Annotated in this window: 31 protein-coding genes and 2 pseudogenes; 11 read left to right on the top strand and 22 right to left on the bottom strand. The window is 67.0% G+C overall.

The annotated features are described in order from the left end of the window. Window positions 1–446 precede the first annotated feature (446 nt). A complete protein-coding gene (locus tag APQ99_RS09330) occupies window positions 447–1211 on the top strand; it encodes a GTP cyclohydrolase III (RefSeq protein ID WP_089667523.1) in 765 nt (254 codons plus the stop codon). Window positions 1212–1229: 18 nt separating this feature from the next. Here APQ99_RS09330 and APQ99_RS09325 read toward each other — a convergent pair whose 3' ends face one another. Then, entirely contained in the window at window positions 1230–2681 is a 1452-nt protein-coding gene (locus APQ99_RS09325) for an RtcB family protein (protein WP_136361337.1), read from the bottom strand. Between the two features lie 135 nt (window positions 2682–2816). Continuing rightward, window positions 2817–2954 carry a hypothetical protein gene (locus APQ99_RS12590; protein ID WP_168731187.1) on the bottom strand — a complete coding sequence of 46 codons (138 nt, stop codon included), beginning with the start codon at window positions 2952–2954 and terminating at the stop codon, window positions 2817–2819. A gap of 280 nt (window positions 2955–3234) precedes the next feature. Between APQ99_RS12590 and dinB the strand changes: the two genes are divergently transcribed. Next, window positions 3235–4413, top strand: a complete 1179-nt coding sequence (dinB, locus tag APQ99_RS09320) for a DNA polymerase IV (RefSeq protein ID WP_136361338.1) — start codon at window positions 3235–3237, stop codon at window positions 4411–4413. Window positions 4414–4443: 30 nt separating this feature from the next. Further along, window positions 4444–4719 (top strand): hypothetical protein, encoded by a 276-nt coding sequence (locus APQ99_RS09315; RefSeq protein WP_136361339.1) that lies wholly within the window; start codon window positions 4444–4446, stop codon window positions 4717–4719. 76 nt (window positions 4720–4795) lie between these two features. On the opposite strand, the gene APQ99_RS09310 is transcribed toward APQ99_RS09315, so the two are convergent. From APQ99_RS09310 to hisC, 6 genes are read right to left on the bottom strand one after another with little or no spacing between them, the layout of a single operon-like run. After that, window positions 4796–4975, bottom strand: a complete 180-nt coding sequence (locus tag APQ99_RS09310; protein WP_136361340.1) for a hypothetical protein — start codon at window positions 4973–4975, stop codon at window positions 4796–4798. Window positions 4976–5018: 43 nt separating this feature from the next. Beyond that, on the bottom strand, window positions 5019–5666 hold the full coding sequence (gene tpiA, locus APQ99_RS09305; RefSeq protein ID WP_136361341.1) for a triose-phosphate isomerase: 648 nt from the start codon (window positions 5664–5666) through the stop codon (window positions 5019–5021). A 54-nt stretch (window positions 5667–5720) separates the two neighbouring features. Further along, window positions 5721–6260: a multiprotein bridging factor aMBF1 gene (locus APQ99_RS09300; protein WP_136361342.1), complete on the bottom strand. Its 540-nt coding sequence runs from the start codon at window positions 6258–6260 to the stop codon at window positions 5721–5723. Between the two features lie 41 nt (window positions 6261–6301). After that, window positions 6302–6901 carry a CDP-alcohol phosphatidyltransferase family protein gene (locus tag APQ99_RS09295; RefSeq protein ID WP_136361343.1) on the bottom strand — a complete coding sequence of 200 codons (600 nt, stop codon included), beginning with the start codon at window positions 6899–6901 and terminating at the stop codon, window positions 6302–6304. After that, window positions 6898–7407, bottom strand: a complete 510-nt coding sequence (locus APQ99_RS09290; protein WP_136361344.1) for an adenylate kinase family protein — start codon at window positions 7405–7407, stop codon at window positions 6898–6900. The genes APQ99_RS09295 and APQ99_RS09290 overlap by 4 nt, the downstream gene beginning before the upstream one ends. Further along, window positions 7404–8480, bottom strand: a complete 1077-nt coding sequence (gene hisC / locus APQ99_RS09285; protein WP_136361345.1) for a histidinol-phosphate transaminase — start codon at window positions 8478–8480, stop codon at window positions 7404–7406. The genes APQ99_RS09290 and hisC overlap by 4 nt, the downstream gene beginning before the upstream one ends. A gap of 101 nt (window positions 8481–8581) precedes the next feature. Between hisC and APQ99_RS09280 the strand changes: the two genes are divergently transcribed. The 3 genes from APQ99_RS09280 to APQ99_RS09270 are packed head-to-tail and all read left to right on the top strand — an operon-like array spanning window position 8582 to window position 9947. Then, the gene (locus tag APQ99_RS09280; RefSeq protein WP_136361346.1) at window positions 8582–9001 is read left to right on the top strand and encodes a hypothetical protein; all 420 of its coding nucleotides are present in this window, start codon (window positions 8582–8584) and stop codon (window positions 8999–9001) included. Between the two features lie 46 nt (window positions 9002–9047). Then, complete coding sequence (locus tag APQ99_RS09275; protein WP_136361347.1) at window positions 9048–9473, top strand: hypothetical protein; 426 nt, start codon at window positions 9048–9050, stop codon at window positions 9471–9473. A gap of 39 nt (window positions 9474–9512) precedes the next feature. After that, the gene (locus APQ99_RS09270; RefSeq protein WP_136361348.1) at window positions 9513–9947 is read left to right on the top strand and encodes a Rieske (2Fe-2S) protein; all 435 of its coding nucleotides are present in this window, start codon (window positions 9513–9515) and stop codon (window positions 9945–9947) included. A 76-nt stretch (window positions 9948–10023) separates the two neighbouring features. Here the strand turns inward: APQ99_RS09270 and APQ99_RS09265 are convergent, their stop codons facing one another. The 6 genes from APQ99_RS09265 to APQ99_RS09240 all read right to left on the bottom strand — a co-directional run bounded on the left by APQ99_RS09265 (window position 10024) and on the right by APQ99_RS09240 (window position 15792). Continuing rightward, on the bottom strand, window positions 10024–11280 hold the full coding sequence (locus APQ99_RS09265; protein WP_136361349.1) for an RNA-guided endonuclease InsQ/TnpB family protein: 1257 nt from the start codon (window positions 11278–11280) through the stop codon (window positions 10024–10026). Window positions 11281–11492: 212 nt separating this feature from the next. After that, on the bottom strand, window positions 11493–11738 hold the full coding sequence (locus APQ99_RS09260) for a hypothetical protein (protein WP_136361350.1): 246 nt from the start codon (window positions 11736–11738) through the stop codon (window positions 11493–11495). A gap of 89 nt (window positions 11739–11827) precedes the next feature. Continuing rightward, a complete protein-coding gene (locus APQ99_RS09255) occupies window positions 11828–13426 on the bottom strand; it encodes a GMC family oxidoreductase (protein ID WP_136361351.1) in 1599 nt (532 codons plus the stop codon). Then, window positions 13423–13941: a gluconate 2-dehydrogenase subunit 3 family protein gene (locus tag APQ99_RS09250; protein ID WP_136361352.1), complete on the bottom strand. Its 519-nt coding sequence runs from the start codon at window positions 13939–13941 to the stop codon at window positions 13423–13425. The genes APQ99_RS09255 and APQ99_RS09250 overlap by 4 nt, the downstream gene beginning before the upstream one ends. Before the next feature lie 60 nt (window positions 13942–14001). Further along, window positions 14002–14736 carry a fumarylacetoacetate hydrolase family protein gene (locus APQ99_RS09245; protein ID WP_136361353.1) on the bottom strand — a complete coding sequence of 245 codons (735 nt, stop codon included), beginning with the start codon at window positions 14734–14736 and terminating at the stop codon, window positions 14002–14004. 72 nt (window positions 14737–14808) lie between these two features. Beyond that, complete coding sequence (locus APQ99_RS09240; RefSeq protein ID WP_136361354.1) at window positions 14809–15792, bottom strand: aldo/keto reductase; 984 nt, start codon at window positions 15790–15792, stop codon at window positions 14809–14811. A 99-nt stretch (window positions 15793–15891) separates the two neighbouring features. Here APQ99_RS09240 and APQ99_RS09235 point away from each other — a divergent pair, with 99 nt between their 5' ends. The 4 genes from APQ99_RS09235 to APQ99_RS09220 all read left to right on the top strand — a co-directional run bounded on the left by APQ99_RS09235 (window position 15892) and on the right by APQ99_RS09220 (window position 19038). Further along, window positions 15892–16614, top strand: a complete 723-nt coding sequence (locus tag APQ99_RS09235; RefSeq protein WP_136361355.1) for a metal-dependent hydrolase — start codon at window positions 15892–15894, stop codon at window positions 16612–16614. Window positions 16615–16793: 179 nt separating this feature from the next. Then, window positions 16794–18011: an RNA-guided endonuclease InsQ/TnpB family protein gene (locus APQ99_RS09230; RefSeq protein WP_136361356.1), complete on the top strand. Its 1218-nt coding sequence runs from the start codon at window positions 16794–16796 to the stop codon at window positions 18009–18011. A 101-nt stretch (window positions 18012–18112) separates the two neighbouring features. Further along, entirely contained in the window at window positions 18113–18511 is a 399-nt protein-coding gene (locus APQ99_RS09225; protein ID WP_136361357.1) for an OsmC family protein, read from the top strand. A gap of 80 nt (window positions 18512–18591) precedes the next feature. Further along, window positions 18592–19038 carry a DUF5799 family protein gene (locus APQ99_RS09220; protein ID WP_136361358.1) on the top strand — a complete coding sequence of 149 codons (447 nt, stop codon included), beginning with the start codon at window positions 18592–18594 and terminating at the stop codon, window positions 19036–19038. A gap of 36 nt (window positions 19039–19074) precedes the next feature. On the opposite strand, the gene APQ99_RS12585 is transcribed toward APQ99_RS09220, so the two are convergent. After that, window positions 19075–19221 carry a DUF7557 family protein gene (locus APQ99_RS12585; protein WP_168731188.1) on the bottom strand — a complete coding sequence of 49 codons (147 nt, stop codon included), beginning with the start codon at window positions 19219–19221 and terminating at the stop codon, window positions 19075–19077. A 76-nt stretch (window positions 19222–19297) separates the two neighbouring features. Here APQ99_RS12585 and APQ99_RS09215 point away from each other — a divergent pair, with 76 nt between their 5' ends. Further along, entirely contained in the window at window positions 19298–19591 is a 294-nt protein-coding gene (locus tag APQ99_RS09215; protein ID WP_136361359.1) for a DUF5779 family protein, read from the top strand. Window positions 19592–19607: 16 nt separating this feature from the next. On the opposite strand, the gene APQ99_RS09210 is transcribed toward APQ99_RS09215, so the two are convergent. The 7 genes and pseudogenes from APQ99_RS09210 to APQ99_RS09185 form a co-directional block, all read right to left on the bottom strand. Continuing rightward, complete coding sequence (locus tag APQ99_RS09210; RefSeq protein WP_136361360.1) at window positions 19608–19961, bottom strand: type II toxin-antitoxin system PemK/MazF family toxin; 354 nt, start codon at window positions 19959–19961, stop codon at window positions 19608–19610. Window positions 19962–19963: 2 nt separating this feature from the next. Beyond that, on the bottom strand, window positions 19964–20230 hold the full coding sequence (locus APQ99_RS09205; protein ID WP_136361361.1) for an AbrB/MazE/SpoVT family DNA-binding domain-containing protein: 267 nt from the start codon (window positions 20228–20230) through the stop codon (window positions 19964–19966). 55 nt (window positions 20231–20285) lie between these two features. Then, a pseudogene (locus tag APQ99_RS12855) lies at window positions 20286–20780 on the bottom strand (UDP binding domain-containing protein); the annotation flags it as partial. A gap of 3 nt (window positions 20781–20783) precedes the next feature. Beyond that, window positions 20784–22979 (bottom strand): annotated as a pseudogene (locus APQ99_RS12955) (nucleotide sugar dehydrogenase); the annotation flags it as partial. Between the two features lie 73 nt (window positions 22980–23052). Next, window positions 23053–23403 (bottom strand): TRAM domain-containing protein, encoded by a 351-nt coding sequence (locus tag APQ99_RS09195; RefSeq protein ID WP_136361363.1) that lies wholly within the window; start codon window positions 23401–23403, stop codon window positions 23053–23055. Window positions 23404–23467: 64 nt separating this feature from the next. Further along, entirely contained in the window at window positions 23468–24172 is a 705-nt protein-coding gene (locus APQ99_RS09190; protein WP_136361364.1) for a VOC family protein, read from the bottom strand. A 151-nt stretch (window positions 24173–24323) separates the two neighbouring features. Further along, window positions 24324–25316, bottom strand: coding sequence for an IS5-like element ISNpe16 family transposase (locus APQ99_RS09185; protein ID WP_015298782.1), 993 nt, complete (start codon window positions 25314–25316; stop codon window positions 24324–24326). Window positions 25317–25371 lie beyond the last annotated feature (55 nt).

Genomic DNA, 25371 nt, shown 5'->3' with positions numbered 1-25371 from the left:
CGACTACCCGTCGGCGTCGTCCCGCCGTCCCGGACGGTCGTCGTTCGGCTGGGCTGGTCGGACGACCCGAAGCCGGTGTCGAGTGTCAGGCAGCCTGCGAGCGCGCTGCCCGCGCCGAGGGCGAACCCCGCGCGGAGGACCTGGCGGCGGGTGTGCCGACGGTCGTCAGTCATCAGTCCACCCCGGGAGCGTGTCGGACGACGCGAGTGCGCGGCTGAGTGGTCGCATACCATCCACGAGGGCCGCAACCGTGTTAGGTTTTGACGGGGCGTGTCTGGACCCGGTCGGAAACCGGCCGACAGCCGGGGCGTAATCCGGGCTGGCGTTCGACGCGCACGTGGAGATCGGCACCGGTGAGGAACAGGTCTCGGTCTCCACCCCACGGACCCAAATATGGAACGCAATCCAAAACCGATATATCCGGCGCGCGGTGAGTGTCCGGTATCGTGACGAACACGCAGGTCACTCTCGTCCAACTCGACAACTACGGACCGTGGACCGTGACGCCGTCCCCCCGGCGGGAAGTCGACCTCCAGACGCTCCAGTCGCGGCTGTACGCCGACCTCTCGCAGGCCATCGGGATGCGTGACGGCTACACCTTCTTCACGCGCTTCGACAACATGGTCGCGGTCACGAACGGCCTCGACCTCGAAGACCACGCCCGCATCCAGGAGTCGATTCGGAACCGCTACCCCGTCACCGTCAGCCTCTCCATCGGGACGGGAGCCACCCCCGCAGACGCGCTCGTCGAAGCCACCGCGGCCATCCAGGACGAGGGCAGCGCCCAGGACGCCGACCGCAGCGAACTCCTGCTCGGCCAGCCGGTCCCCGAGTCCGAGCGCAGCGACGACGACGTCCAGATCGCGCACTTCGACGTCGTCGACGCCACGGGCAAGTACACCGACGAACTGGACGCGTTCTCCTCGTTCATCCACATCGAGCAGGGGTACGCCGAACTCATGAAGCACATGCACGTCGCCCACGACTCGCTGTCGTTCTTCGTCGGCGGCGACAACATCATCGCCGTCTGCCCCGGTCTCTCCGAGGACGACTACGCCGAGGCCGTCGAACACGTGCGCGAGACCGCCGGCGTCGACCTCCGGGTGGGTGTCGGAACGGGCGCGTCGCCCCACGACGCCGGCATGGGAGCCAAGCACGCGCTCGAACTCGCACGCGAGGACGAGACCGACGTCGAAGGCGACCTGCACTGACCGCGACCGGCCGCCAGACTACTCTTCGGCTTTCACGTTCAGCACCGGCGTCAGCGTCTCCTCGACGGTCGCCGTCGCCTCCAGCGCCGACAGGATGCCGTCGGTGTCCTTGTACGCCATCGGAGCCTCGTCGAGCGTCGCCTCGGTCACGCTCGACGAGTACACGTCCCGCATCTCCTCGCGGAACGTCTCCACGTCGAACTCGTCGAACGCCCACCGGCGGCTCCCCCGGCGACCCGCGCCGTGTGGCGCGCTCCGGTGCCAGTCCTCGTTGCCGAGCCCCCGGACGAGGACGGCTCCGTCCCGCATGTTGAACGGGATGACCCCGCGCTCGCCCTCGTGGACGCGCGTCGCGCCCTTCCGAATCACGAGGTCCTCGAAGTCGACGTAGTTGTGCGTCGACACGACGCTGTCCAGCACCTCGGCGTCCAGCACGTCGGCGACGGCCTCGGCCATCCGACGCCGAGACACCGCCGCGTACGTCTGCGCGAACACCATGTCGTGGAGGTATCCTTCCCGGGCCGACCCGGAGAGGTAGTCGAGGTCGTCGCCGTCGTCGTCGCCGGCGGCCTCGACCATCCGCCCGATGTCGCGGAGATCGTCCACGAGGTCACTGATCTCCTCGCCGTCGAGTCGCGTCCGAATCTCGTCGGTTGCCTTCCAGTCCTCGCCCCGGCCGCCGAGCAGCCACGTGACGAGCGTCGCGTCCGAGACCGAGTCCAGGTCGAACTTGTACGCGAACTCGGGGACGTCCGTCAGCGCCTCGCGAGCGCGGTCAGCGCGGTCGTCACAGAGCTCCGTCGCCCGGTCCTGCCAGTACTGGGCGATGGTCAGCCCGATGCCGCGCGAGCCGCTGTGGACGACGACCCAGTAGTGGCCGGTCTCCTCGCTGCGCGCGACCTCCACGAAGTGGTTGCCGCCGCCGAGCGTCCCGACGGAGTTGATGGCCCGCCGCTGGCTGTACCCGACTCGCTCGCAGAGGTCGGTGAAGTACTCGCCGCCGAACTCCGCGTCGACGCTGATGCCGACGTCGTTGTGCTCGGTGAGCTGGCGCACCTTCCGCTCGCACTCGTCCCACGGGAAGTCGTCTATCATGTGGAAGTCGACGGCTTCGTCGACGTCCCCGAACGTGTCCGCGCCGAGGGGCACCCGCTCCCGGATGGCACGGTCCACGGCTGCCGGGTCGTCCTGCAGCCGGTCGTGTGGCTGCTCGCCGAGGTCGAGGGCGGTCATCCCGCAGCCGATGTCGACACCGACCGTGTTCGGGCAGATGCGCTCGCCGAGCGGCATCGTGAACCCGATGACGGCACCAGCGCCAGCGTGCGCGTCGGGCATCACGCGGATGTCGTTCCGGAACGCCTCGTGGTCGGCGATTGACTCGACCTGGTCGAGCGTGGCCTCGTCGACGTTCGTCGTCTTGATTTCGACTGTCGCGTACTCGCCGTCGATCGTGATTGTGTCTTCGGGCATCGTCTCACCAACTGGGGTCGTCGCCCGCAGTGCGGACGCGACTACAGGTACTGTAACGGGCTACTGGAACTTGAACACTCGCGTCGTGTGACAGAAATTAACGTCGGTGGCCGTGGTCCGTCCGCGACGCCAGAGCTACGCTTCGCCGGTCGTGCCGGAGTCGGCCGGCGCAACGGGATCGGAGTGGTCTACAGTGTCGTCCAGTCCCTTCTTGAGAACGTAGGCGATGCTGGCGATGCCGAGCAGGAAGCCGAGTTGTCGGAGTCGACCCATGCGTGGGCGTAGCTGGGGCTGGCAGTAACCAGTTCTGGTGTCGGCCCGGCCACCGCGGGCACGGTCGTCAACGTCTTTTCGGTGTGGGCCGAACCTCTCCGCGTCACGTGACCGCTGCGACGCATACTGCCGGCGGCCGTCCGCGTCCTTGGACAGTGGCCGGGACGCGCAGTGGACCGGACTCGGGTGACCAGAGCCGGGGTGAGGGGCGCTGACGCTGGACGAGTACACGCAGGACGCGAGTTCGACACGCGAGGAGCGCATCGTCCTCCACGTCGACATGGACTGCTTCTACGCGTCCTGCGAGCGCCGCCGCGAACCCGAGCTCGCGGGCGAGCCGCTCGTCGTCGGCATGGGCTACGAGGCGGGCAAGACCGTCGGCGCGGTCGCCACCGCGAGCTACGAGGCCCGGGAGTACGGCGTGGAGAGCGCGCAAGCCATCTCGGCCGCCCTCGACCGGCTCCCCCGGAAGACCAACGAGCCGGCGAACCCCGAGGCGGGCTACTACCGGCCCGTCGACCTCGACTACTACCAGGACGTAGCGAGCGAGGTCAAGGAGATTCTCTACGAACTCGGGGACACCGTCCGCGAAGTGAGCATCGACGAGGCCTATCTGGACGTCACCGAGCGGACCGCGTGGGAGGTCGCCGAGGGATTCGGCCGCCACGTCAAACAGCGCATTTCGCGAGAGGTCGGCGTCCCCGCGAGCGTCGGTGTCGCCCCCGACATGAGCACGGCGAAGCTCGCGAGCGACTACGACAAGCCCGACGGCCTCGTGGTCGTCCAGCCCGACGAGGTCCGGGAGTTCCTCGCGCCCATCGACATCGCGGACGTCCACGGCGTCGGTCCCGTCCGCGCGAGAGAACTCCGCGGGCTCGGCATCGAGACGGCCGGCGACCTCGCCGACGCCGACCCCTACGAACTCGAAGCCGAGTTCGGCGACCGCGGCCGGGAGCTCCGGCGGCGCGCCCGCGGCGAGGACGACCGGCCGGTCGAGCCACGGGGCGACCCGAAGAGCCTCTCCCGGGAGTCCTCCTTCGACGGTGCGACCGAGGAGTTCGACACAGTCCGCGAGCAGGCCGCCGCGCTCGGCGAGGCGGTCGCCGACCGCGCCAGCCGCAAGAACGCGTTCTACCGCACCATCGGAGTGAAAGTCGTCACGCCTCCCTACGACGTCCACACGCGCGCCGAGTCGCTGCCCGGTCCCGTCGACGACCCGGACCTCGTCCACGACGTGTCTCAGGACCTCCTGGACGAGTTCGCGGACGACGCGGTCCGGAAGGTCGGCGTCCGCGTCTCGAATCTGGACTTCTCCGAGCGCGACCAGACCAGCCTCACCGGGTTCGGCGGCGACGAGCCGTCGACCGGAGGCGAGGACGGCGACGCCGACGAGGGCGACCGCGACTGGAGCCGTGACGACGAGCGCGAGGGGCAGTCGAGTCTCGGCGAGTTCGAGTAGGCTTTTGTCTGGGCGGGCGTAGCCAGCGGTGTGAACAAGCTCCCGAGCGCGGGCGAGGACACCTGGACGCTGGCCCGCCACGCCCACGTCGTGGTCTACGAGGCGCTAGACGGCGGTGAACTGCTGACCATCTACGACTGCGGCGCGGCCCAGGCCCCGCCGAGCGCACAGATTGTCGGGCACCTCGTCCGCACGACGGCCGACCACGAGACCGAACAGCAGCCCACGGGCCACATCGTCAAACTGCGAGAGGACAGCGTGCTTCGCAAGCAAACTGAGGGCCACTACGTCATCGAACCGGTCTGATTCTCGAACTGATTTCGCGACCCCGCCGTCGATGCCGACAGTGCGGTCGCTGGCCGTAGTCACAAGCAGTGCGCTCTCAGTTCGGTTCCTCGGGGAGGCCCGCCACTGCCCCGAGGAACGAGACGACGAGCCCGCCGAGCACGCCGTAGACAGAGAGCGACGTCGGACTGCCTCGTTGAATCAGGTCGTTCACCATGAAGAACCCGGCAGCGAGTATCAGAGCGATGCCGAATAGAGTCGCGTCTCTGGCAGCCATACCGGTGGGTCGCTGCGACCGCACTTCGGCGTTGTGACCGTTCTCAGTCCAGCGGTGCAACGAGGTCTTCGAGCGCTGCCCGCGGGTCGTCGGCCTTCGCGACCCCCGACGCGAGCAGCACGCCGCTCGCACCCAGTTCTTCTGCGGCCACGACGTCCTCGCCCGTGCTGATGCCGGCACCGCAGTAGACGTCGACGCTCGGGTCGATGGCCTCGGCCGCCGCGACTGCGTCCTCCACGATGTCGGGGTCGGCCTGCGAGACCGGTGTCCCGGTGCCGATGAGCTCCGGCGGCTCGACTGCGACGGCGTCCGGACCGAGCGCCGCGGCGGCCGCCACCTGCTCGGGGTTGTTCGCGCAGACGACCGTGTCGAGGTCGGCGCGCGCCGCCGCGTCGAGGCTGCCGTCGATGTCTGCGAGCTTCCGGCGGGCCTCGGAGTGGTTCAGCAGCGTGCCGACGGCACCGTTGTCGGCGACGGACTCGGCGAGCGTGCTGCCGGTGTGGCTGCCGTGGCCGTTCGGGCTGACGTGCTGTGCGTACGTGGTGACGCCGGTGTCGGCGACCCGCGCGAGGTCGGCGGCCTGCGGCGCGACCGCGACCGTCGCCTCGGTGTCGACGGCGACGTCCGCTGCGGCCTCGGCGACCGCGACCGGGTCACAGGGGTACGCCTTCAGATTGACGAGTACGAACATACGCGAGTCGGGGACCGCACGCGGCAAAAAGGTAGCTATCGCGTCGGTCCGCGCTCAGCCGTCGTCGCCCTTGCGCCGGACCTTGTCGCCGAGCGTCAGGCCGGCGCTGCCGCCGCTCGACGACCAGTCCTCGTCGGCGTCCGCGTCGCCGCTCTCGGTGAGCGAGATGCCGAGGTGGTTCTCCAGTTTCTCTCGAACGTCGTCGCTCGGGAGGCTGTCGCCGCGCTCCAGCTTGCGGATGACGCTGGCCTTCTCGTTGAGTTCGCCGGCCAGTTCCTCCTGACTCAATCCTTCCTGCTCGCGGGCGTTCCGCAGCCGGTCGTCGTAGTCGCCGGCCAGTTCCTCCATCTCGTCAAACATGTCCCGGCGTCGCCGGCCGCCCGAGGACTCCCCGGAGGACTGCGAGCTACCGGAGGACCCGGAGGACTGGCTGGACGAGGACGTCGAGTACTTCGTGCTGGTGGACGAGGACGAGTCCGTCTTGACTTCCGTGCCGAAGTCGGCACAGTCGTCGCAGACGTCGATCTCTGCTCCCTCGACCTTCACGGTCTTCGGGTTCGAGACCTCCTTGCCACACATCTCGCACTGGGCCATGGAGAAGGGTAGCCGTGGCCGACGCTTAAAATGCACGCCCGTCAGGCGAGCTGCCGCCACGCCGAGACGAACCGCTGGACCGCCGTGAAGTGGCCGACGACCGCGAACACGACCAGCAGCGCCGCCACCGGCGAGTAGCCCGCGACGGTCGGGACGAGCGCGGTCACGGCGGTCGTCGCGCCGATGAGCGCGAGGCGGTCCGCGCGCCCGAGCAGCCCGCCGTATACCCTGTCGAGACCGACTGCCTGCGCCTGCGTGCCGAGGTAGGAGGTGAGCAGCACGCCCGTGACTGCCGCCAGTCCGAGCCCGAACTGGTCGAGGCCCGCGGCGAGCCCCGACACCACGACCACGTCGGCGTACCGGTCGAGGACGTGGTCGAGCATGTCCCCGGCCTCCGATTCCGTGCCGAGTTCCCGGGCGAGCGCGCCGTCCATCAGGTCCAGCCAGCCGTTCAGGAACACCAGCAGCGCGCCACCGGCGTACGCCAGCGGCGTCGCCACGTAGTACGCCGCGCCCGCGCCGATAGCGAGTCCGAACGCGACGACGCTCACGGCGTTCGGCGTCGCGCCGACGGCCTTCGCGGCGCGCACCCAGGGCGCGAGCAGGCGGTTCGCGACGGGACGGAACTGGTCGAGCGTCATAGGTAGTCGGTGAAGTTCACGTCGCCGGCCGACGGGCCCCGGTCGCCGTCGAGGACAGCCTGCACGTCGCTCGCGACCGCCTCCGGGTCGCGGCCGGTCGTGTCTATCTCGTACACCGCCTCCCGGCCGTGGTCGCGGACGGCCTCCGAGAGGATGACGTCGAGCGCCTCGCTCTCGGCGTTCTCGCCCGCCTTCTCGGGTGGCTCGCCGCGGTCCTGGAGCCGGTCGTCCAGTTCGCCGGGCTCGCACCGCAACACGACCACGCGGTCCAGGTCGTCGAGGTGGTGTGCGAGGTGGGACTCCACGAGCAGGTCGTCGCGCCCTTCGAAGTACGCACGGGCGGCGTCGACGTCCACGACCTTGCTGCCCCGGGCGTCGTCGACCTCGTTGTAGAGGCCCTCCGAGGCGACCAGGTCGTTGAGGTGTTCGACGTCGAGGTCAGTGTCGAGTAGCTCTGTGGCGGTCGTCTTCCCGGTGCCCGGGGTGCCCGTGACCGCGACTCTCACTCGCCCAGCACCTCGTTCAGCGTGTCGACGGCGCGCTCGGTCTCCGCGCGGGTGCCGACCGTGACGCGGACGTGTTCGGGCAGCCCGAAGCTCGTGCAGTCCCGAATCAGGACGCCCTCGCGTTTCGCCGCCTCGGTGACGCTCGCCGCGTCGCCGACGTTCGCGAGCACGAAGTTCCCGTGGCTCTCGTAGGTGCGGGCGTCGAGTTCGTCGTGGATGTATTCGCGGCCCCACTCGACGCTCTCGGTCGTCTTCGCCACGTGCTCGTCGTCGCCCAGTGCGGCGAGCCCGGCCTCGCAGGCGACCACGCTCGCCGCGAACGGCGTCTGCACGCGAGCGTACGCGTCGCCCCACGACTCGGGGACGACCGCGTAGCCGAGCCGGGTGCCCGCCAGCCCGTACGCCTTCGAGAAGGTCCGGAGGACGGCAATATCGTCGCGCTCGTCCAGCAGCGAGACCGCGGAGGGCGCGTCCGCGAACTCGCCGTAGGCCTCGTCGACGACCACGAGCGTGTCCTCGCCAGTCTCGTCGGCGACCGTCTCGACCTCGTCGAGCGTGAACCGAGCGCCCGTCGGATTGTGCGGGCTCGTGAGGTAGACGACGCGCTCGCCGTCGTACGCGTCGAGGACGGCCTCGGGCGTCATCTCGAAGCCGTCCGGCCCCTCCTCGACGGCGTACTCCGACACCCTGCCGTGGTGGAAGCGCGCGCTCATGCCGTAGTACGTGAACCCCGGCGTGGGGACGAGCACCTCGTCGTCCGGGTCGAGGGTGGCTCGCGCGAGGTAGTCCAGCGCGCCGTCGCCGCCGTTCGCCAGCCAGACCTGTTCGTCGGTGACGCCCCACTGCTCGGCGAGCGCGGCCGTCAGGTCCGCGTGGACGGCTTTCGGGTAGCGGTGGACCTCCGTCGCGGCCTCCCGGATTGCGACCGCCGCCTTCGGGCTCGGGCCGTGGGGGTTCTCGTTCGACGAGAGCTTCACGAAGTCCGAGGGGTCGCGCCCGAGTTCGCGCGCGACTTCCTCGATGCCCCGACCCGCCCGGTACTCGATGTGGTCGGAGAGGTCCCGTAGTTCCATGTCCGAGGGGAGTGGCGGACGGGCCTTAAGCGTGCCTTCACGGGATGACGGGCGGCCGCGGTGTGAAGCTATATTTATCCCCAGTCCGACACGTCTGTACGATGCGAGCGCGGCTGGAACTGCTCGGAAGTATCGCAGTGCTCTGGGTCGTCGGTGTCGCTCTCGGAACGGCCGCGAAAGCGGTCGCAAGCGGTATCCACCCGAAGACGGTGGTCGTCTTCGCCAGCGCGGTCGCGCCGACGTACGCGCTGCGAGTCGGACTTCGGTCCGCGCCCGAGCAGTTCGACTTCGATCGGTTCGCAGAGGAAGTCGAGCGGGAGACACAACTCCAGCGGCACGCGGCCGCCGCCGCCCTGGGAGTCGCGGCCGGCACCGTCGCCGGGGCCGTGACCGGAAGCGTGGTCGACGCGACGGTGGCGGGCATCGGTCCGTCGCCCGCGATGCTCGCGGCGATAGCGGTCTCCTGGGTCGTCGGCCTCCGCGCGCTGGTCTCGCTGAACGCCACCTACCGAGTGTCGTGATTCCGCCACCACCGCTTTTAGGAGCGTGCCGTCCCTCGGACAGCACATGACAGTCATCGAGACAGCAGTCTACGCGACGCACATGGTGTTCGCCGGGCTCCTCACCGGCAGCGTGCTGTTCGCTGCGCTCACTGTGCCCGGTATCGCCGCGAACGTCTCCACGAGCGTTCGGGAGTCCATCGCGGGCACGCTCCGCAACGTCTCCCGAGCCTCCGCGGTCCTGCTCGTCCTGACGGGCGGCTACATGCTCACACTCGGCGGGTACACCGACAGCGGCGTCCTCACCGGCACGGGCCGCGGGCACGCCGTCCTCGGCATGGTCGTCCTCTGGTTCCTGCTCACCGGCGTCACCGAGGCCGCGGGCAGCCGCATCGAATCCGGCGACGACGCCACGCCGTTCCTCTACGGCGGCGCCGTCCTCGCCGTCGCGCTCCTGCTGGACGCCGGCTACCTCGTCTCGCTGGCGCTCTGAGCGGGAAGACTAACTGCCGGGCGCGCACTCGCTTCTGCCATGGCCGACCGCTACCGCCTGACGAGTGTCGACACCGTCACCGAGGAGGGGTCGTGGGCGTTCACGGTGCGGGACGAACACGGCGACACCGCGAGCTACTTCCTGGTGCCCTGCGAGGACGACGACCGGCCGCCGGTCCGGGCCTGGGTGAACCGCTGCACGCACGAGGCCCAGCGGCTCTACCGGGAGGGCGTCGGCGCCGTCACGCGCGGCGGCGAGGTCGTCTGTCCGAAACACGGGTCGCTGTTCGACACCTGCTCGGGGTACTGCGACAACGGGGACGCCGCCGACACGACGCTACCGTCGGTGGACGTGGCAGTAGAGGACGGCCAGGTGTACCTCGTCGACGACGACGTCCGGTACCTCTACGACGGCCTGCCGAACGACGACGGTGACGACGACGGGCCGAGTTCGACCAGCCACCTCCAGTTGTAAACTACCCCACCCTACTCCCTCGGCGCTACGCGCCTCAGTTCGTTGAGGGTGGGACTTTGATGTGGACTCCCGGGAATCAGCTGTCGGCGGTTGGCCGATAGCCGTCATCGTTCAACGTCCCACCATGTACACGCACGTCTACTGGTGCGTCTGCGCCCCTCGACGTGGGCGAGGAACGCAGGCGGTGCTGTCGCTTCCGCATATATCGGAGCGCGATGTTTTTCGCGCCGTTGTAATCAGCGTTGATTTCGTACCCGCACTTCAGACACTGGAACTGTTCGCTGTCGCGGTTATCTTCGTGGGTGAACCCACAATCAGTTCGAGAACACCGTTGGCTCGTGTGGGCAGGCTCGACTTGTTCAACCGCCACACCCCGTTCTGGAGCTTTGTACGCAACGTACTCGACAAGGCGGTGGAATGCCCACACGTGATGCCAGTCAGCTTGAGGGAGTCGCTCTCGAATATCCGTCAACTCCTCAAACACTATCACGTCGCAATCGTGGTCAACCGCTTCGTCAACAATCTCGTTGGCGACCATGTGGATGTACTGTTTCCGCCATGCTCGCTCTCGCTTTCCAAGCCGAAGCCAGGCGTTGTGAGCGGCTTGTGTGCCACGCTGTTGCATCTCCGCCCGACGTTTCTCAAACTCCCGGATCCAGTGATCGTACCCGTCACCACTCCAGAACGTGGCTGTGCTGGCGACGGCGAGACTGTTCACACCGAGGTCGATCCCGAGGACTGTCTGGTGCCCGGTATCGTCCGAACCCTCAATCTCAACAGCCTCACCGTCTGTGTCCATCTTTCGCGTTTTGACGTGGAAGTAGAACTCGTCAGTCGCTTGGTCGTACTGGAGTGTACTCGTTCGAAACTCGTACTCCTCGGACAAGACGTACTCTTCGTACGGCGTTGGACTATCCGCTGGCAACTCGAAATCACACTCGATGCGTCCGTCCACCGTGGACAGTGAGATTTTGTTCCGGTAGAACGTCGCACTCCGCTTGTCGTAGACCATACTCCACGAGGTGAACTCTGGTTTGTTCGTCCGCTTGCCGTTTTTCCAGCGATCAACACCACTATCGACGGCGTGAACGGCACGTCGAATGGCTTCTTGGACGAGGTTTGCCGTGAGGTCCGTTTCCTCGCGGAGCCGGTCGTACAACGCGTTTCTCGCGGTCACGTTCGAGGTGATGCAATTCTCGTAGCTGGTGTTGTCCCAGCAGTAGTCACTGGCTTCGTTCGCGCAGTAGATGAATTGCTCGGCGGTTTCGTGGAGGTCGTCGTGGTACTCGTCGGGGACAACGAGTTTGACCGGCGCGGTGCGCCTGACCTCCATAGTTCAGATATTTGCCTATCGGTACTTAATGATCCGGGAGTCGGGAAGCTATTGGCTTGTGGATTGTGTCGTGAGTGTCGGCTTCCTCCCCGGTCTACTTGCTTCGCGCTTCCGACCAGCCGGAAGCCCTCGCTCCTTGAGGCCGGGGGCTCCGCCTCGAAACTGCTGAGGTGGGGCGGGCCGGGCCGCCCGATCCGGCCCCGTCGGGAGACTCAGCCCGCGTGGCGGGGCGTTCCGAGCGAGTCGCGGTGGCCGGCGTGGCCGCGGGTCGCGAGCGCCTTCCGGCCACGCTGCACGGCGAGGACGGCGACGACGGTGGCGGCGACAGTAACTGCGGTGCCGGGGGCGGACACGACGGCGACGGCGGCGAACACCGCGACGACGGCTGCCGCCGCGGTGAGGACCGTTGCGGGGAGACTGTGCGCCTCGGCGGGCGCGCGAGTGGTTCGGTGGCTCATACAGGTAGATACAGCACCCCGACCACCATAATGATAATCTGAATGATGCTTCTGTAAGCGCGCTTGCTGAAATCCGCTTCTGTCGGGAGTCAGAGCCGTTCGTCGACGTGGTCGGCGGCCTTCAGCGCGAGCGCCGCGATGGTGAGCGTCGGGTTCATCGCGCCGCCGGTCGGGAAGACGCTCGACGAGGCGACGGTGAGATTCCCAAGGTCGTGAGTCCGCAGCTGGCTGTCCACGACACTCGACTCGGGGTCTGCGCCCATCCGGGTCGTCCCCATGTGGTGGAACGCCGGGCCCGTGCTCTCGGGGCCGACGGTCCACTCGACGTCCGCGCCGAGTTCATCCATGATGCGGCGCTGAATCTCGTTGGCGCGCTCGATGGTCCGGCGCTCGTCGTCCGACAGCGACCACACGACGTCCGGCACGGGGTTGCCGTGGTCGTCGGTGCGCTCCGGGTGGAGGCGAATCCGGTTCTCCGCGCGGGGCCGCTGCTCGACGAGCGCGCCGACCGCGACGTGAGTGCCGTAGTTCGCTCGGATGCGGTCGAGCATCTCGTCGCCCCAGTCGTCGCCCCCGAGCGCCATCTCGACCGGGCTCGGGCCGGCGTAGTTCAGGAACTCCAGTTTGATGGCGCCCCGCGAGCCGTCGGGTGGCTGGTCGTAGAACTGGTGGCTCTCGGTCGTGTTGAAGCCGACGTGGTTCTGGCGCGTCGGCCGGTCGAGGGTGCCACCGACGCCAGCGAACAGGTGGTCGTGGAAGAACCGCCCCACCAATCCGGAGGAGTTCGCGAGGCCGTCGGGGTACTGCTCGCTCTCGGAGAGCAGGAGCAGCCGGGGGTTCTCCACGCCGCCGGCCGCGAGCACGAACTCCCGGGCCTCCTGGCGGTGCTGTTCGCCCTCCGGAGTGGCGTAGACGGCGGCGGTCACGCGCTCGCCCGCGTCGTCGTGTTCGAGACGCTGCACGGGCGCCCGGTCGAGTACTCGCGCACCAGCCGCCTCCGCGCGCTCGACGTGAATCGTCGCGTCGTACTTCGCGCCGGACGGACAGACCGGCTGGCAGGTGCCGTAGCCGACGCACGCGCTCCGGCCCTCGCGGCCCTCCGAGAGCCGAGCGTTCGGCACCGAGTGCGTCGCGATTCCGAGTTCCTCGCAGGCGTCGGCGAACAGCGAGTCGGAGTAACTCGGCTCGAACGCCGGCTGGGGGTGGGGGTGCTCGCGCGGCGGCGCGAAGGGGTTGTCGCTGGCGCCCGCCACCCCGAGTTCGTCCTCCGCGTCGGCGTAGTGCGGCCGCAGGTCGTCGTACGCGATCGGCCAGTCGGCGCCGACGCCCGTCTCCGTCTCCAGGCGGAAGTCCCGTTCGTGGAGGCGCATCACCATCCCCTGCCAGTGGAGCGTCGACCCGCCGACGCCCTTCACGCGGGCGGCGTTCAGGGGGTAGTACTGCTCGCCGGTGGACTCGTAGGCGTCGCGCTCACCGCCCATCTCCCAGACCGAGTCCGGGCCGTGTCCGGGTCGAATCGAGCGCTCCATCCGTCGCTCGCGGTCCTCGTGGTCGGCGTCGAATCGCGGGCCGGCCTCCAGCACCACGACGTCGTGCCCTCGCCTGGCGAGTCCGTCGGCCATCAGGCCGCCGGCGGGTCCCGCGCCGACGATGCAGACGTCGACGCGCTCCGACGGCTCGCGGTTCATTCCGGGCCCCGCTGGTAGGAGGTGGTGCCGCCAGGGTGGCCCTGGGGGTTCTCGATGCCCGCGAGGCTGCCGCCAGTCGGCGTCGAGAACAGCGCGTACAGGAGTTCGTTCACGAGGTAGTATCGGACGCGCTCGCGGTCGCTCCCCTCGGGGTCGGGGTCGGCGGTGTCGACCTCGAACCCGGAGAGCGTGCGGTCCGCGCGCTCCGCGTCGAGGTCGACGAACTCGGCGTCCTCCCAGGTCCGGCTGTACTCGTCCAGCGCGGCGACGGCGTCCGCCACGCCCGATGCGTACTCGGGCCTGTCGCGGGCGCGCTCGACGCTGTACTGCCCGACGAACGACTCGACGCCGTCGACCGCGCTGGGGTAGACGACGCGGGCGACGGCGACGAGCGTGTCGACCTCGTGGTCGCCGACCGGACCGTCGCCGGGGTCGCTGGCCAGCGAGACGCTCGCGCCGGCGGCCGCGCCGCTGGCGGCGAGCGCGGCCAGCACGTCGCGGCGCGTCAGCTCCATCTGCCCGCGACTTAGGCGAGCCTAAACTTCAGGGTTGCGTTCGTGACGGACGCCGGAGCATCAGGCGCGCTCGACGGTGTGTTCGAGCGTCCCGACGCCCTCGACTTCCACCGCGACGCTGTCGCCGTCGGTCAGTTCGTCGACGCCCTCGGGCGTCCCCGTGAGCACCACGTCGCCGGGTTCCAGGGTCACGAACTCCGTGATTTCGGCGAGCAGTTCCGGCACGTCGAAGACGAAGTGCTCGATGGACGACGACTGTCGCGTCTCGCCGTTCACGCGGAGTTCGACGGCCGCGTCGTCGGGGACCTCCTCGGGCGTCGCGAGCACCGGGCCGAGCGGGCAGGCGCCGTCGAAGGCCTTCCCCCGCACCCAGTTCTGCTCCTCGTCCTGGTCGGTGCGGTTCGAGACGTCGTTCGCGACCGTGTACCCCGCGACGGCCTTCAGGGCGTCCGCCTCGTCGAGGTTCCGGGCCTGCTCGCCGACGACGACGGCGAGTTCGGCCTCGTGCTCGACGTAGTTGTCGGCGGGCAGCGGCGTGGTGTCGCCGTGGCCCGCGACGGCGTTCGGCGGCTTCAGGAACAGCAGGGGACGGTCGGGGACTTCCTCGTCGCGCTCGTCGGCGTGTTTCACGTAGTTCCGGCCGACGCAGACGACTTTCGTGGGCTCGCAGGGCGGCAGGACGTCGATCTCGTCCGTGTCGTAGGTGCGGCCCGCCGCCGCGACGGTGTCGGTCGCCTCGTCGTACTCGCCGGTCCGGACGGCGCCGGCCGGGTCCCGGAAGCGCATCTGGTGCATGCCGTCGGCTTCCCCCGGTGGCCGCTTCAGGGTTCCGGGACCGGCAGGCCGCTCGTTTCGCCGGGGAGGATGTCACCAGCGCTGGTGGACGTGCTCCTCGACGGTGAGTTCGTAGACGTCGCGGACGGCGCCGTGCGTCTGGTGGGTGAGTGGGGCGGCGTTCGACGCGGCGACGTTGCTCGCGATGTGCTCGGGGGACGTCGACCCCGGGATGACCGTGGAGACAGCGTCGAAGTCCAGAATCCAGCGCAGCGCGAACTGCGCCATCGCGAGGTGCTCGGGGACGTGCTCGCGCAGCGCATCCACCGCCTGGACGCCGTCCGCCAGGGGGACGCCCGCGAACGTCTCGCCGACGTCGAAGGCGTCGCCGTCGCGGTTGAAGTTCCGGTGGTCGTCCTCCGGGAACTCGGTGTCCGCGTCGATGTTCCCGGTCAGGAGGCCCGACGCGAGCGGGACGCGCACGATGACGCCGACGTCGTTCCGGTAGGCGGCGTCGAGGAACTCCTCGGCGGGGCGCTGGCGGAACGGATTGAAGATGATCTGGACGGTCTCCACGCCCGGGTACTCCATGGCCTTCATCGCCTCCTCGACGCGCTCGACGCTCACGCCGTAGTGGTCGAGTTTGCCCGCGGCCCGCAGGTCCGCGAGCGCGTCGAAGGTCTCGGGCTGGTAGTAGACGTCCGTCGGCGGGCAGTGCAGCTGGAGGAGGTCGAGGCTGTCGACGCCGAGGTTCTCCCGGGAGCGGTCGACGAACGACTCCAGGTGCTCTCGGTCGTAGCCCGCGGCCTCGTGGGGGTCGAGTCGGCGGCCCGCCTTCGTGGCGACCACCGGGTCCTCGTCTCGTTCCTCGAGGACTTCCCGGATGAGGCGCTCGCTGCGGCCGTCGCCGTAGACGTCCGCGGTGTCGAGGAAGGTCACGCCCTCGTCGAGGGCGGCGCGGACGGCCTCCTTGCCGGTCGCCTCGTCGACCTCGCCCCATTCGCCGCCGATCTCCCAGGTGCCCAGGCCGACCTCGGTCACGTCGAAGCCGGTCGAGCCGAGTGGTCGCGTGTCCATACGGGGAGGTCGCCGCCCTCGCACGTAACGGTGTGGGAAGCGGACCGACCGGCCTCGCCGCCACGTTTTAAGTGTTCTTCAGGCGAACAGTGAACTGTCATGGAACTCACCTGGTACGGCCACTCGACGTGGGGCGTGACGGTCGGCGAGACGGACTTCCTCATCGACCCGTTCTTCGACAACCCGTTCACGGACACGGACCCCGAGGAACTCGACCCCGACCACGTCCTGCTCACGCACGGCCACGCGGACCACATCGCGGACGTCGACCGCTTCCGCGGCGCGCACTTCGTCGGGACGCCCGAACTCGCGGGCTACCTCACCGACGAGTACGGCATCGACGACACCACCGGCATGAACCTCGGCGGCACCGTCGAACTCGGCGACGCCTACGTCACGATGGTGCGCGCCGACCACTCCAACGGCATCGACACCGGCTACGGCACCTCCGCCGGAATGCCCGCGGGCTACGTCCTCTCGGACACCAAGCCCACGCAGGTCGCCGAGGAGGACGCCACGACGTTCTACCACGCGGGCGACACCAGCCTCCAGACGGAGATGCGGGACGTCACCGCGACGTTCCTCGAACCCGACGCCGCCGCCGTCCCAGTCGGCGACCACTTCACGATGGGACCGATGCAGGCCGCCGTCGCCGTCGACTGGCTCGACGTCGACGTCGCGTTCCCGATGCACTACGACACCTTCCCGCCCATCGAGGTCGACGTCGAGGACTTCGAGCGCGAGGTGAAGGCCACCGGCAGCCAGACCGACGTCCGCGTCCTCGACGGCGACGAGACGCTCGACCTCGACGAACTCGTGTAGGTCACAGGCAGGGACGGCGAGCGAGTCGTCGCCCCTGGTGACACCCACCTAATTCAGCGAGGGAGTCCCCGCCGTTCACGGCAGGCGGGAACCGCGTAAGCTCTGTGCCGCAACCGCAGTACAGTAGCATGGTAACTGCCTGAAATTTATATAATATTGACCCCACATGTGGTATGTAGATGGAGCTTCAGCGTACTGCTGTCGTTAAGCTCTCCGTCCCCAACGAGCGCCAAGACGACCTGAAACGGACAATGGATACGTTTCGGGACGCTTCCCAGAGGTTTGCTGATCGGGGATGGCAGGGTGACGACAGTGGCTACGTGATAACGTCGCGCTCTCGTCTTCAACCACTTGTCTACGACGACATACGGGAAGACACCGGTTTACACTCGGATTTGACTGTGGCCGCCGTCAACCATGCGTCAGACGCTCTCTCCGGGTGCGTAGACCGGATGAAGGAAGGTGAACGAACCTCGAAACCGGTGTTCACCTCGAATACGACCGTCTACAACACAAACGCGATTACGTACTTTGACGGCTACTGTTCGTTGGCCGCATACGGAAGTGGTCGTGTTCACGCCGAGTATGTCTACCCGGACGACTCTCTGCAAGCTGAATACATGGAGGGTGACGAGTGGACAAAGCAGGGCGCGAAGCTCCGCTACGACTGTCAGTCAGATACCTACTACCTACACGTTTCCGTCAAGCAGGAACGTGAAGATTCGTCGGAAGGAGCCGAGAGCCGAACAGTTCTCGGCGTGGACCGGAACGTGGACGGGTATCTGGCAGTCACAAGCACAGGCGCGTTCATCGGGAACGCGGACTTGCTGAACCACAAACGTCGCGAGTACGAACGTCGCCGCAACCGCCTACAACAGACAGGCACACGGAACGCACATCTTACAATTCAGTCCATCGGGGATACTTTTGCCAACTGGTCTGAAGACTTCTTGCACCAGGCGTCAAAGCGGTTGGTGAAAGAAGCCGCCTCACAGGACTGTTCGGTAATCGTATTCGAGGACCTGAAACGGATACGAGACCGGATTTCTGGCGCCTCAAAGTTCCAACAATGGGCGTTCCGCGAGTTGAAACGCCAAGCCGAATACAAAGCTCGTGCGCATGGAATCGCCGTCGAGTCAGTCCACCCGGCCTACACCAGCCAGCGGTGCAGTCACACCAATTGTGGCTTCACCCACGAGGACAACCGCGACGGCGACGAGTTTGCCTGTCAGAAATGCGGCAAGGAGCTACACAGCGACTACAATGCGGCACGAAACATAGCACATCGGTATGTCCAGAATCGGCTCAAGTCTGGTTCTGGACGGGCGACCAATCACCTCGCCCTGAAGTCGGGGACGCTGAACGGAAACGGCGACTACTCGCCTTCCACAGTATAGTGGACAGACCGGGAGTCAACCGACAAACCTCGCCGTTCACGGCGAGGTAGGTGATCGGAAGAACAACGCTTACACCGCAGGCGGGCAACTAACCGAACGCAATGAGCACCATCGAAGTTACCAGTACGTCCGAGGAAGGCTACACCACGCGGTCCCGCGTCGGGGACTTCGAACTGACCATCGACGCCACGGACGAGGACGGCCCGAATCCGAACGCGACGCTGCTCGCGGACTACGCGTCCTGTTTCATCCCGGCGTTCCGCGTCGGCGGCCAGAAGGAGGGCTTCGACGACCTCGGCCGCATCGACGTCGACGTCGAGGGCGACATCGACGACGACGACGACATCTCCGCCATCCGCTTCCACCTGCTCGTGGAGGAGGACCTCGACGACGACGAGTTCGACGCCATCGTCGAGCGAGCCGAGGGCATCTGTCACGTCCACGCCGCGCTCCGCGAGGAGCTCCACGCCGAAATCTCCGGCGAGACCGGCGCCTTCTGAACGCCGCGAATCGCTCGACGCCGACACGTCCCTGTTCTTTGGTCGCAGCATACAAGCCGGCGCCCCGCGTAGCCGTGCGCATGACTGACGATTGGCAGGACCTCATTGTCGGCGCCCGCATGAGCGTCGACCAGCAGTTCGCGGACCGCGTGCAGGCCTCTGGCCTGTCACGGCCCCAGTGGGGGCTCGTGATGACCGCCGTCGAGTTCGCGTTCGAGAACGCGGACGACCCGGAGACCGCCCGCATCGTCGCGGACACCTCCAGCCTTGAACACGTGCTCCCGGAGATGGACAACGTCGACCAGCAGATGGGCGCGATGGGGGGCGGCGGTGGCGGGTCCTCGGGCGGCAGCGGGGTCGTCGGCGGCATCAAGGACGCCCTCGGCATCGGTGGCGGCGACGACGACCACGAGGAACTCGCCGACGAGTCCCGGGAACTCGCGCAGGCGTACGCCGACCAACTGCAGGCGCACCTCGAGGACGAGGGGCGCTTCGAGGAAGTCCGGCGCGCCGCTGCCAGCGAGTAGTCGACCGGCGAACAGCGCGTTCTCGCGTGCTCCTCGTCAGCCGTCGCCGGAGCGGAACATCGTGAGCTCCTCGGCCTCGTAGATGTTCAACAGCTCCTCGACGAGCTCGTCGTAGGACTCGTCCTCTGTCTGCAGCGAGTCCAGGCGCTCGACCGTCTCCTCGCTGAGCGTCACCTGTGGCATATCCGAAACTACGACGGCGGACGACATAAACGCGGGGGCGGGAAGGTTTTTGCCGGCGTGGCGCCCACACCCGGACATGAGCGACGGCTTCAACCTCGACCTGCGGCGAGCCGAGGACGAGATCGACATCCCGGAGAACTTCGAGGGCGGCGTCACCCTCGGCGTGCTCGACGGCGACACCCCCGACTCGGAGTGGCGCGACGAGATTCAGCGCGGCAACGTCCTCTTCCTCGCGGTCGAGGGCGACCTGAACGAACTCGCCGCCGGGTTCGCGGGCGACGTCAAGGACGCCGGCGGGTCGCTCGTCCACTTCCGGGAGTTCCTCGTCGTCGCGCCGCCCGGGGTCGACGTCGACGCGGGTCGCCTCTGAGAATCCTATTGAGGAGCTAGACGTCGATGAGGCCCAGGCTGTAGCCGAGCGCCGAATTCAGTTCTGGTAGTCGGTCGTCGGGGATGGACCCGAGATTCTCGCGGACGCGATGCTCGATGGAGACCGTGCGGAGCTGGCTACACATCGCGACGGAGTCCTCCCGAAGCGGACTCTCGTCGGCACCGACGAACACCTCGAACGGGTAGAGTTCGTCCCCGAACGAGGTCGTGAATGGTGCGACGATTGTCGTGGGTGCGTTATCGTTACCGACGTCGTTCTGGACCACGAGACACGGTCGAGTACCCTGCTGTTCGGAACCGCGCGTCGGGTCAAGTTCCACGACCACGACATCACCTCGTCTCACCTGCATAATCACCAGTCAGGAGCGTCGCCCAACTCCTCGTTGGCCTCCGTGGAGACACCGTCGAACTCGTCCGCAAGCGCCGCATTCCGCTCGGCACGCTGGCGGTAGCCCTCGGCGAGGTCCTCCCTGGTAACAGGCTTCTCGATTACGAGCCGACCGTCGTCGTCCCGGACGACCACCTCGTCGCCACCCCGGATGTCGTAGGCCTCGCGGAACCCCTTCGGGAGCGTAATCTGACCACGCTCGCCGACCGTCCGGCGTTCACCCTCACTCATGTCTATTCATATCTCGTTCATACCTAAAGTCTCTTCGGCGAAATCGACAGCCTCGCTACCAGGTGAGTCCTTCGTACGTGAGGCCGTCCCGCGGCTCGACGACGCGGCGGCCGTCGACCACGACGCGCTCGACCATCGCGTCGAACTCGTCGTCGAGGGCCGCGAACTCGTCCCAGTCCGTGACGACGACCGCGCCCACGGCGCCGTCGAGGGCCTCGCGCGCGCTGTCGGCGTACGCAACGTCCGGGCGCTTCTCGGCCATCTTCTCGGTCGCCACCGGGTCGTACGCGACGACGTCGGCGCCGCGCTCCTGGAGGCCGTCGATGACCGGAATCGCTCGCGTCCCCCGGATGTCGTCGGTGCCGGGCTTGAACGAGAGGCCCAGGACGGCGACGCGCTCGCCCTCGACGTCGACGTGGTCGTCCAGCAGCGAGAGCAGGCGCTCGGGCTGGCGGTCGTTGACTTCGACCGCGGCCTCCAGCATCGCCGGGTCGTAGCCCTCGCGCTTCGCCGCGGCCGTGATGGCGGCGACGTCCTTTGGGAAGCAGTTGTGGACGACGAGGCCGTCAGTCGTGACGAAGTTGTGGGTGTTCTCGACCTCTAGCGAGTACACATCTGTCGTAGTTTCGTCAACCTCGACATCACGAACGCTCACAGTCGTCTGTCCGCCGTCGACGGAGTGACCGGTGGGAGCTATGTCACGGTCGTACCCGTCGAGCCGGCGTTCAATACGGGCCTGAGTTTCCGGGAGGAACATCTCCTTCAACGACGCAATCTGTTCCTTAGAACTCACACGCAGGAAGTGAGCGGGTTGCGTTGACTTCGCGGACTGCGAGGTCTTGTAACTCGGGACGATGCCGATGCTATGGAGGAGGAACTGCATCCCCTGAATCAGTTCCTCGCTGACTGACCCGTAATCGTAGACCACGGCGTTCGAGTGATTCGTGTATTCAATGTAGCCGTCGCCGCGGAACAGGCCAGCCAGCAGCGCAGTCCGACAATCGACTGACTCCTGGTACGCCGCGTCCGGGACGCGTGCCGAGTACGAGCCGGTGCCGCAACCCAACCACTCTAGGAACTCCGCGAGGACGCGACTGGACACTTCGATCTGAGTCGCAGTCTCCTGAGTCTCAGTACGATATCGGATATCCATCTCGTCGAGGTACGACTTGACGTCTTCTACGTAGGCCTGCTCGTCAGAGGGGTGGAAACTCAGGAAGACGCGACGGCGAGTCGTCGACCCACGGCCGGACTCGTCGTCGTTGATATGTCCCTCGCTGAGATAGTATCCGATGAACCGCCAGAAGTCCTCGTCGGCGTCGATAATGCCCGGCACATACGTTTGACCGCCACCGACGGTCGTGTACAGCCCAACGTTTTCCCTACCGAATGGGAGCCTGTCCTCGACGGAAAGAAACGCATCGAGCTTCAGGTAATTGTTCCGCGTGAACTCGTGTACCTTGTCGTATCCGAACTGGTCGTTGTACTCGGAGAGGGCGTCTCTGAGTTCGGCTTTGACCTCGGCGAGATCGAAGTCCGGTTTCAGGTACACGTCCCCGTTCTCGAAGGCATCCGAGTCGTCGATAATCGAAACGAGGTCGAACGACCCGGTCGGGTTCTCGGGAAGGTCAGTGAATACGGGGAGCTGGTCGCCCTCGCTCAGCTCTCTGGCTTCCCGTGTCGCGATGACATCACCGTCGGCCGTCAGCATCGGATGGTCGTGCGTGACTGTAACGGACTTGTTCATCCGGGTCCTGACAGTGTGGAGCGCGCCGTCGTACTCGCGCCGAGTCGCTGCAGTCACTGGCTTGAATCCGAACGACCCGTCGTCCTGCCGACTGAGTACGGAGACGTCTTCGAGCGTCCCCTCAGAGACATACGTCTCGAAGAACTCGGCAAGCATCATCTGCTTGGCTCCGTCCTCGTCTTTCGCGAGCACGCGCTGCTCGCCGGTCAGGCACGACCCACCCCACCCCACCCCAGACCGCAGGAACCGGCCGCTGATGCGGTCATCGTGCGCGATGGCGTCCGCGACCTCGTAGGCGTCGACGCCGAACTCCTTGCAGATATTCCCGAGGTCGTTCACGAGGCTGACCTTCGACGCGAGGAAGGCGTTGTTCGCGTACTTGATCATCTCGGACTCCCGAAGCCCCGTCTCCACGACCGCCGCGTCGGGCGCCTCGTCGAGTAGCGGCGCGTAAACCTCCCGCAGCGGTTCGAATGCGGCGTCGTCGCGCGCGCCGAACACGACCTTGTCGGGGTCGAGGAAGTCCTCGACGGCCGACCCCATCCGGAGGAACTCGGGGTTCATCGCGAGCGTCGCGCCCTCGGAGCCTCCGCGTTCGAGGGCCGGCTCGACGACGTCCTCGGTCGTCCCGGGGACGACCGTGCTCTTCACGACGACCGTGTGGTCGTCCTTCCCGGCGAGGGCCGCGCCGAGGGACTCCGAACCCGTCTCCATGATCGAGGTGTCGATGCTGCCGTCCTCGCGGGACGGCGTCGGGAGCGCGAGGAACGTCACGTCCGTCTCCCGCACCGCGTCGTAGTCCGTCGTCGCGCGCAGCCGACCGCCGGCGTGCTCGGCGATGCGCTCTTCCAGACCCGGCTCGTGGATGGGGGCCTCGCCGTCGTTGATGGTCGCGACGAGCTCCTCGTCGACGTCCACGTTCACGACCTCGTGGCCGAGGTCCGCGAAACACGCCGCGATTGTCGTGCCGACGTAACCGCTGCCGACGATGCTCACGCGCACAGGGAAGTCACCTTGGCTCCGCGTAGGCGAGGCCCCTACAAATGTGGTTCGTCACTCTGCGACTGTGCGGCGATTACGCCGCGCCCTCGAAGATGGCGTCCGCGGACGTCTTGTCCCGGTTGAACGACGTTATCGTCGCCCGGATGACGTCGCCCTCGGAGACCCGCTTCGGGATGTCCTCGGTGAACACCACGAACCCCTCGACCTTCCCGACCGCCACCCGGTCGCCCGAGTGGTGGTCCGCGAACTCCGTCACGCCGAACTCGTAGGTCTCCCCGAGGCCGACGGGTGGCTCGCGCTCCTGGGCCGCGTCGTGAGCCTGCTTCGACTGCCGGGCGCTCGACGACCGGCGACGCCACAGCACGAGCACCACCACCAGCAGCACGGCGACTCCGGCGCCCGCGCCGACGACTGTGTAATCCATACTCGGCCCATGACGGCGGGGGGCCTACAAGCCATCGGCTCCGGACGAGAGCCGTCCTCGGCGGTCACTCCGCGTGGAACGTCAGGTAGTGGCCGTCGGGGTCCCGGACGCGGTGGGGCTCACCCCCGGTCCCGTCGCCGCTCCCCACCGTATCGACGCGGCAAGCGCGCTCTGCGACGGCCTCCGCCGCCGCCTCGGGGTCCGGAGTCGCGAACCGGAGGTCGGCGTGGACGGCGCCGCGGGCGTCCGCGATGCCGCGCTGGGGCTCCCAGAGTTCGAGCGCCATCGGCCCGGACAGCCGCGTGCGCTCGCGGCCGTCGCCGCGGTCCACGACCTCGAAGCCCAGGTCCCCGTAGAAGGCTTCGGCCCGGGCCAGGTCCTCGACTTCGAGGGCGACCTCGAAGACGCCCGTCAACGGGTCGTCGCCGTCCGACCCACCAGTTCCGATTTCGACGCAGTGACCGTCGGGGTCGTCGACGTAGAGACTGCGCGCGCTCCCGAAGTCGAACTCGACCGGGTCGAAGTTCTCCTGCAAGTGCGCGAACCAATCGTCGTAGCGGTCCTCCGGCGTTGCGAGCGCGTAGTGGACGTGCAGGCCGCCCCGGGGGACCGTGGACGGCTCGCGGAGGACGAGCGTGGTCTCCCCGACCTGGTAGCGGGCCTCGTGCTCGCTGCGGTCGCCGTCGAGGCCGAGGTGGGTCTCGTACCAGTCGGCGGCCGGCCCGAGGTGGTGGACTTCGAGGGCGAGCGCGGAGAGCGTCGAGAGCATACGTCGGAGTTGGCGGCGAGAACCAAAGGCGTACCCCGTTGTGAACTACCCCACCCGACTCGCTCACCGCTGATACGGTTCGCTCATTTAGTGGGGCTTCCTGCTTCTACGACGTGCTTTGCAGATACAAGAGGGTGTCATAGAACTCTTGTCACACCGTGATGATCGTGCTTCCCGGATTATCTCCTCGTTCGTAGTTGGTGATCGCAATAACGAGACGCAGACACAACGACAGGAACACTTGTGCTCGTGCATGGACGCGGCCTCGGGCGTGGACGTGCCCGAGGCCGCAGTCCTTGACTGCGTCGTTAGTTCGTTCGACGCCTGTCCGGCGGTTGTACGTCTCATCTAACGTCGATTGCTTCAACTTCACGTCCTTGCTGTGTTCTTTGATACGGTCTTCGACCCTGTACTCTATGTCCAGTGGATCGTCGGTATTGCGTGCGTTGTACGGGGCGATTGGCACGACTCCTGCGGTCAGCAGGTAGTCGTGCCAATCGAGTGTGTCATAGGCGCTGTCTCCAAGCATCCAGATCGGAGTGTCGACGGCGAGCGCGTCACGCGTGACGCGCATCGCCGTCTCTTCTGGCGCTTGTTTGCTCTCGGTGAATTCCGCTGCAATCGGGATCTTTGAACCAGTCGAAACGATCGTGCAGCCGTAGCCGTAGTAGTACTCTTCAGCCGTTGGATCGTAGCATTTCGACGCGTCTTGATCGGCTGGCATCGTTCTCACGTCTGTCGAATCAATCGAGTAGGTCAAGTCGAGCAGGCCCCGCAAGGCGGCCTGCTCGACGAGGTGGTCGAAAATCTCGTCGATGACGTGTTCGAGATCGGTGAGGAAACGATCGACCGCGTCTCTCGACGGCGGTCGATCGAAGCCACAGCTGAGCCAGACGACTGTGTTGTTCAGTTCTCGCGCAACCGGACGAATGCCGTAGATATCCTTGTAGTAGCAGTGCAGAAACCCACGCATCATCTCGGGTGGTTCGTGGTCTCGTGTTCGCCCCGTCTCCGCCGGGGCGAACACGTCGAATTCTTCGAGAAACTCGAAGGAGAGATGCTCGAACAGCGCTAGCGTCTCCGTCTCCACGGCATTGAAGAACGTCTCTACCGTAGGATTATCTTGCAGGGTCGCTGGGCTCATACCACCTCAGCGTTCACCCTGCTCTCTGGTATGAGAACGGTTCTATGACACCCTC

The sequence above is a fragment of the Halobacterium salinarum DSM 3754 genome, from assembly GCF_008124605.1.
Taxonomy (GTDB): domain Archaea; phylum Halobacteriota; class Halobacteria; order Halobacteriales; family Halobacteriaceae; genus Halobacterium; species Halobacterium salinarum.
This window is presented reverse-complemented; position numbering and strand designations above follow the sequence as displayed.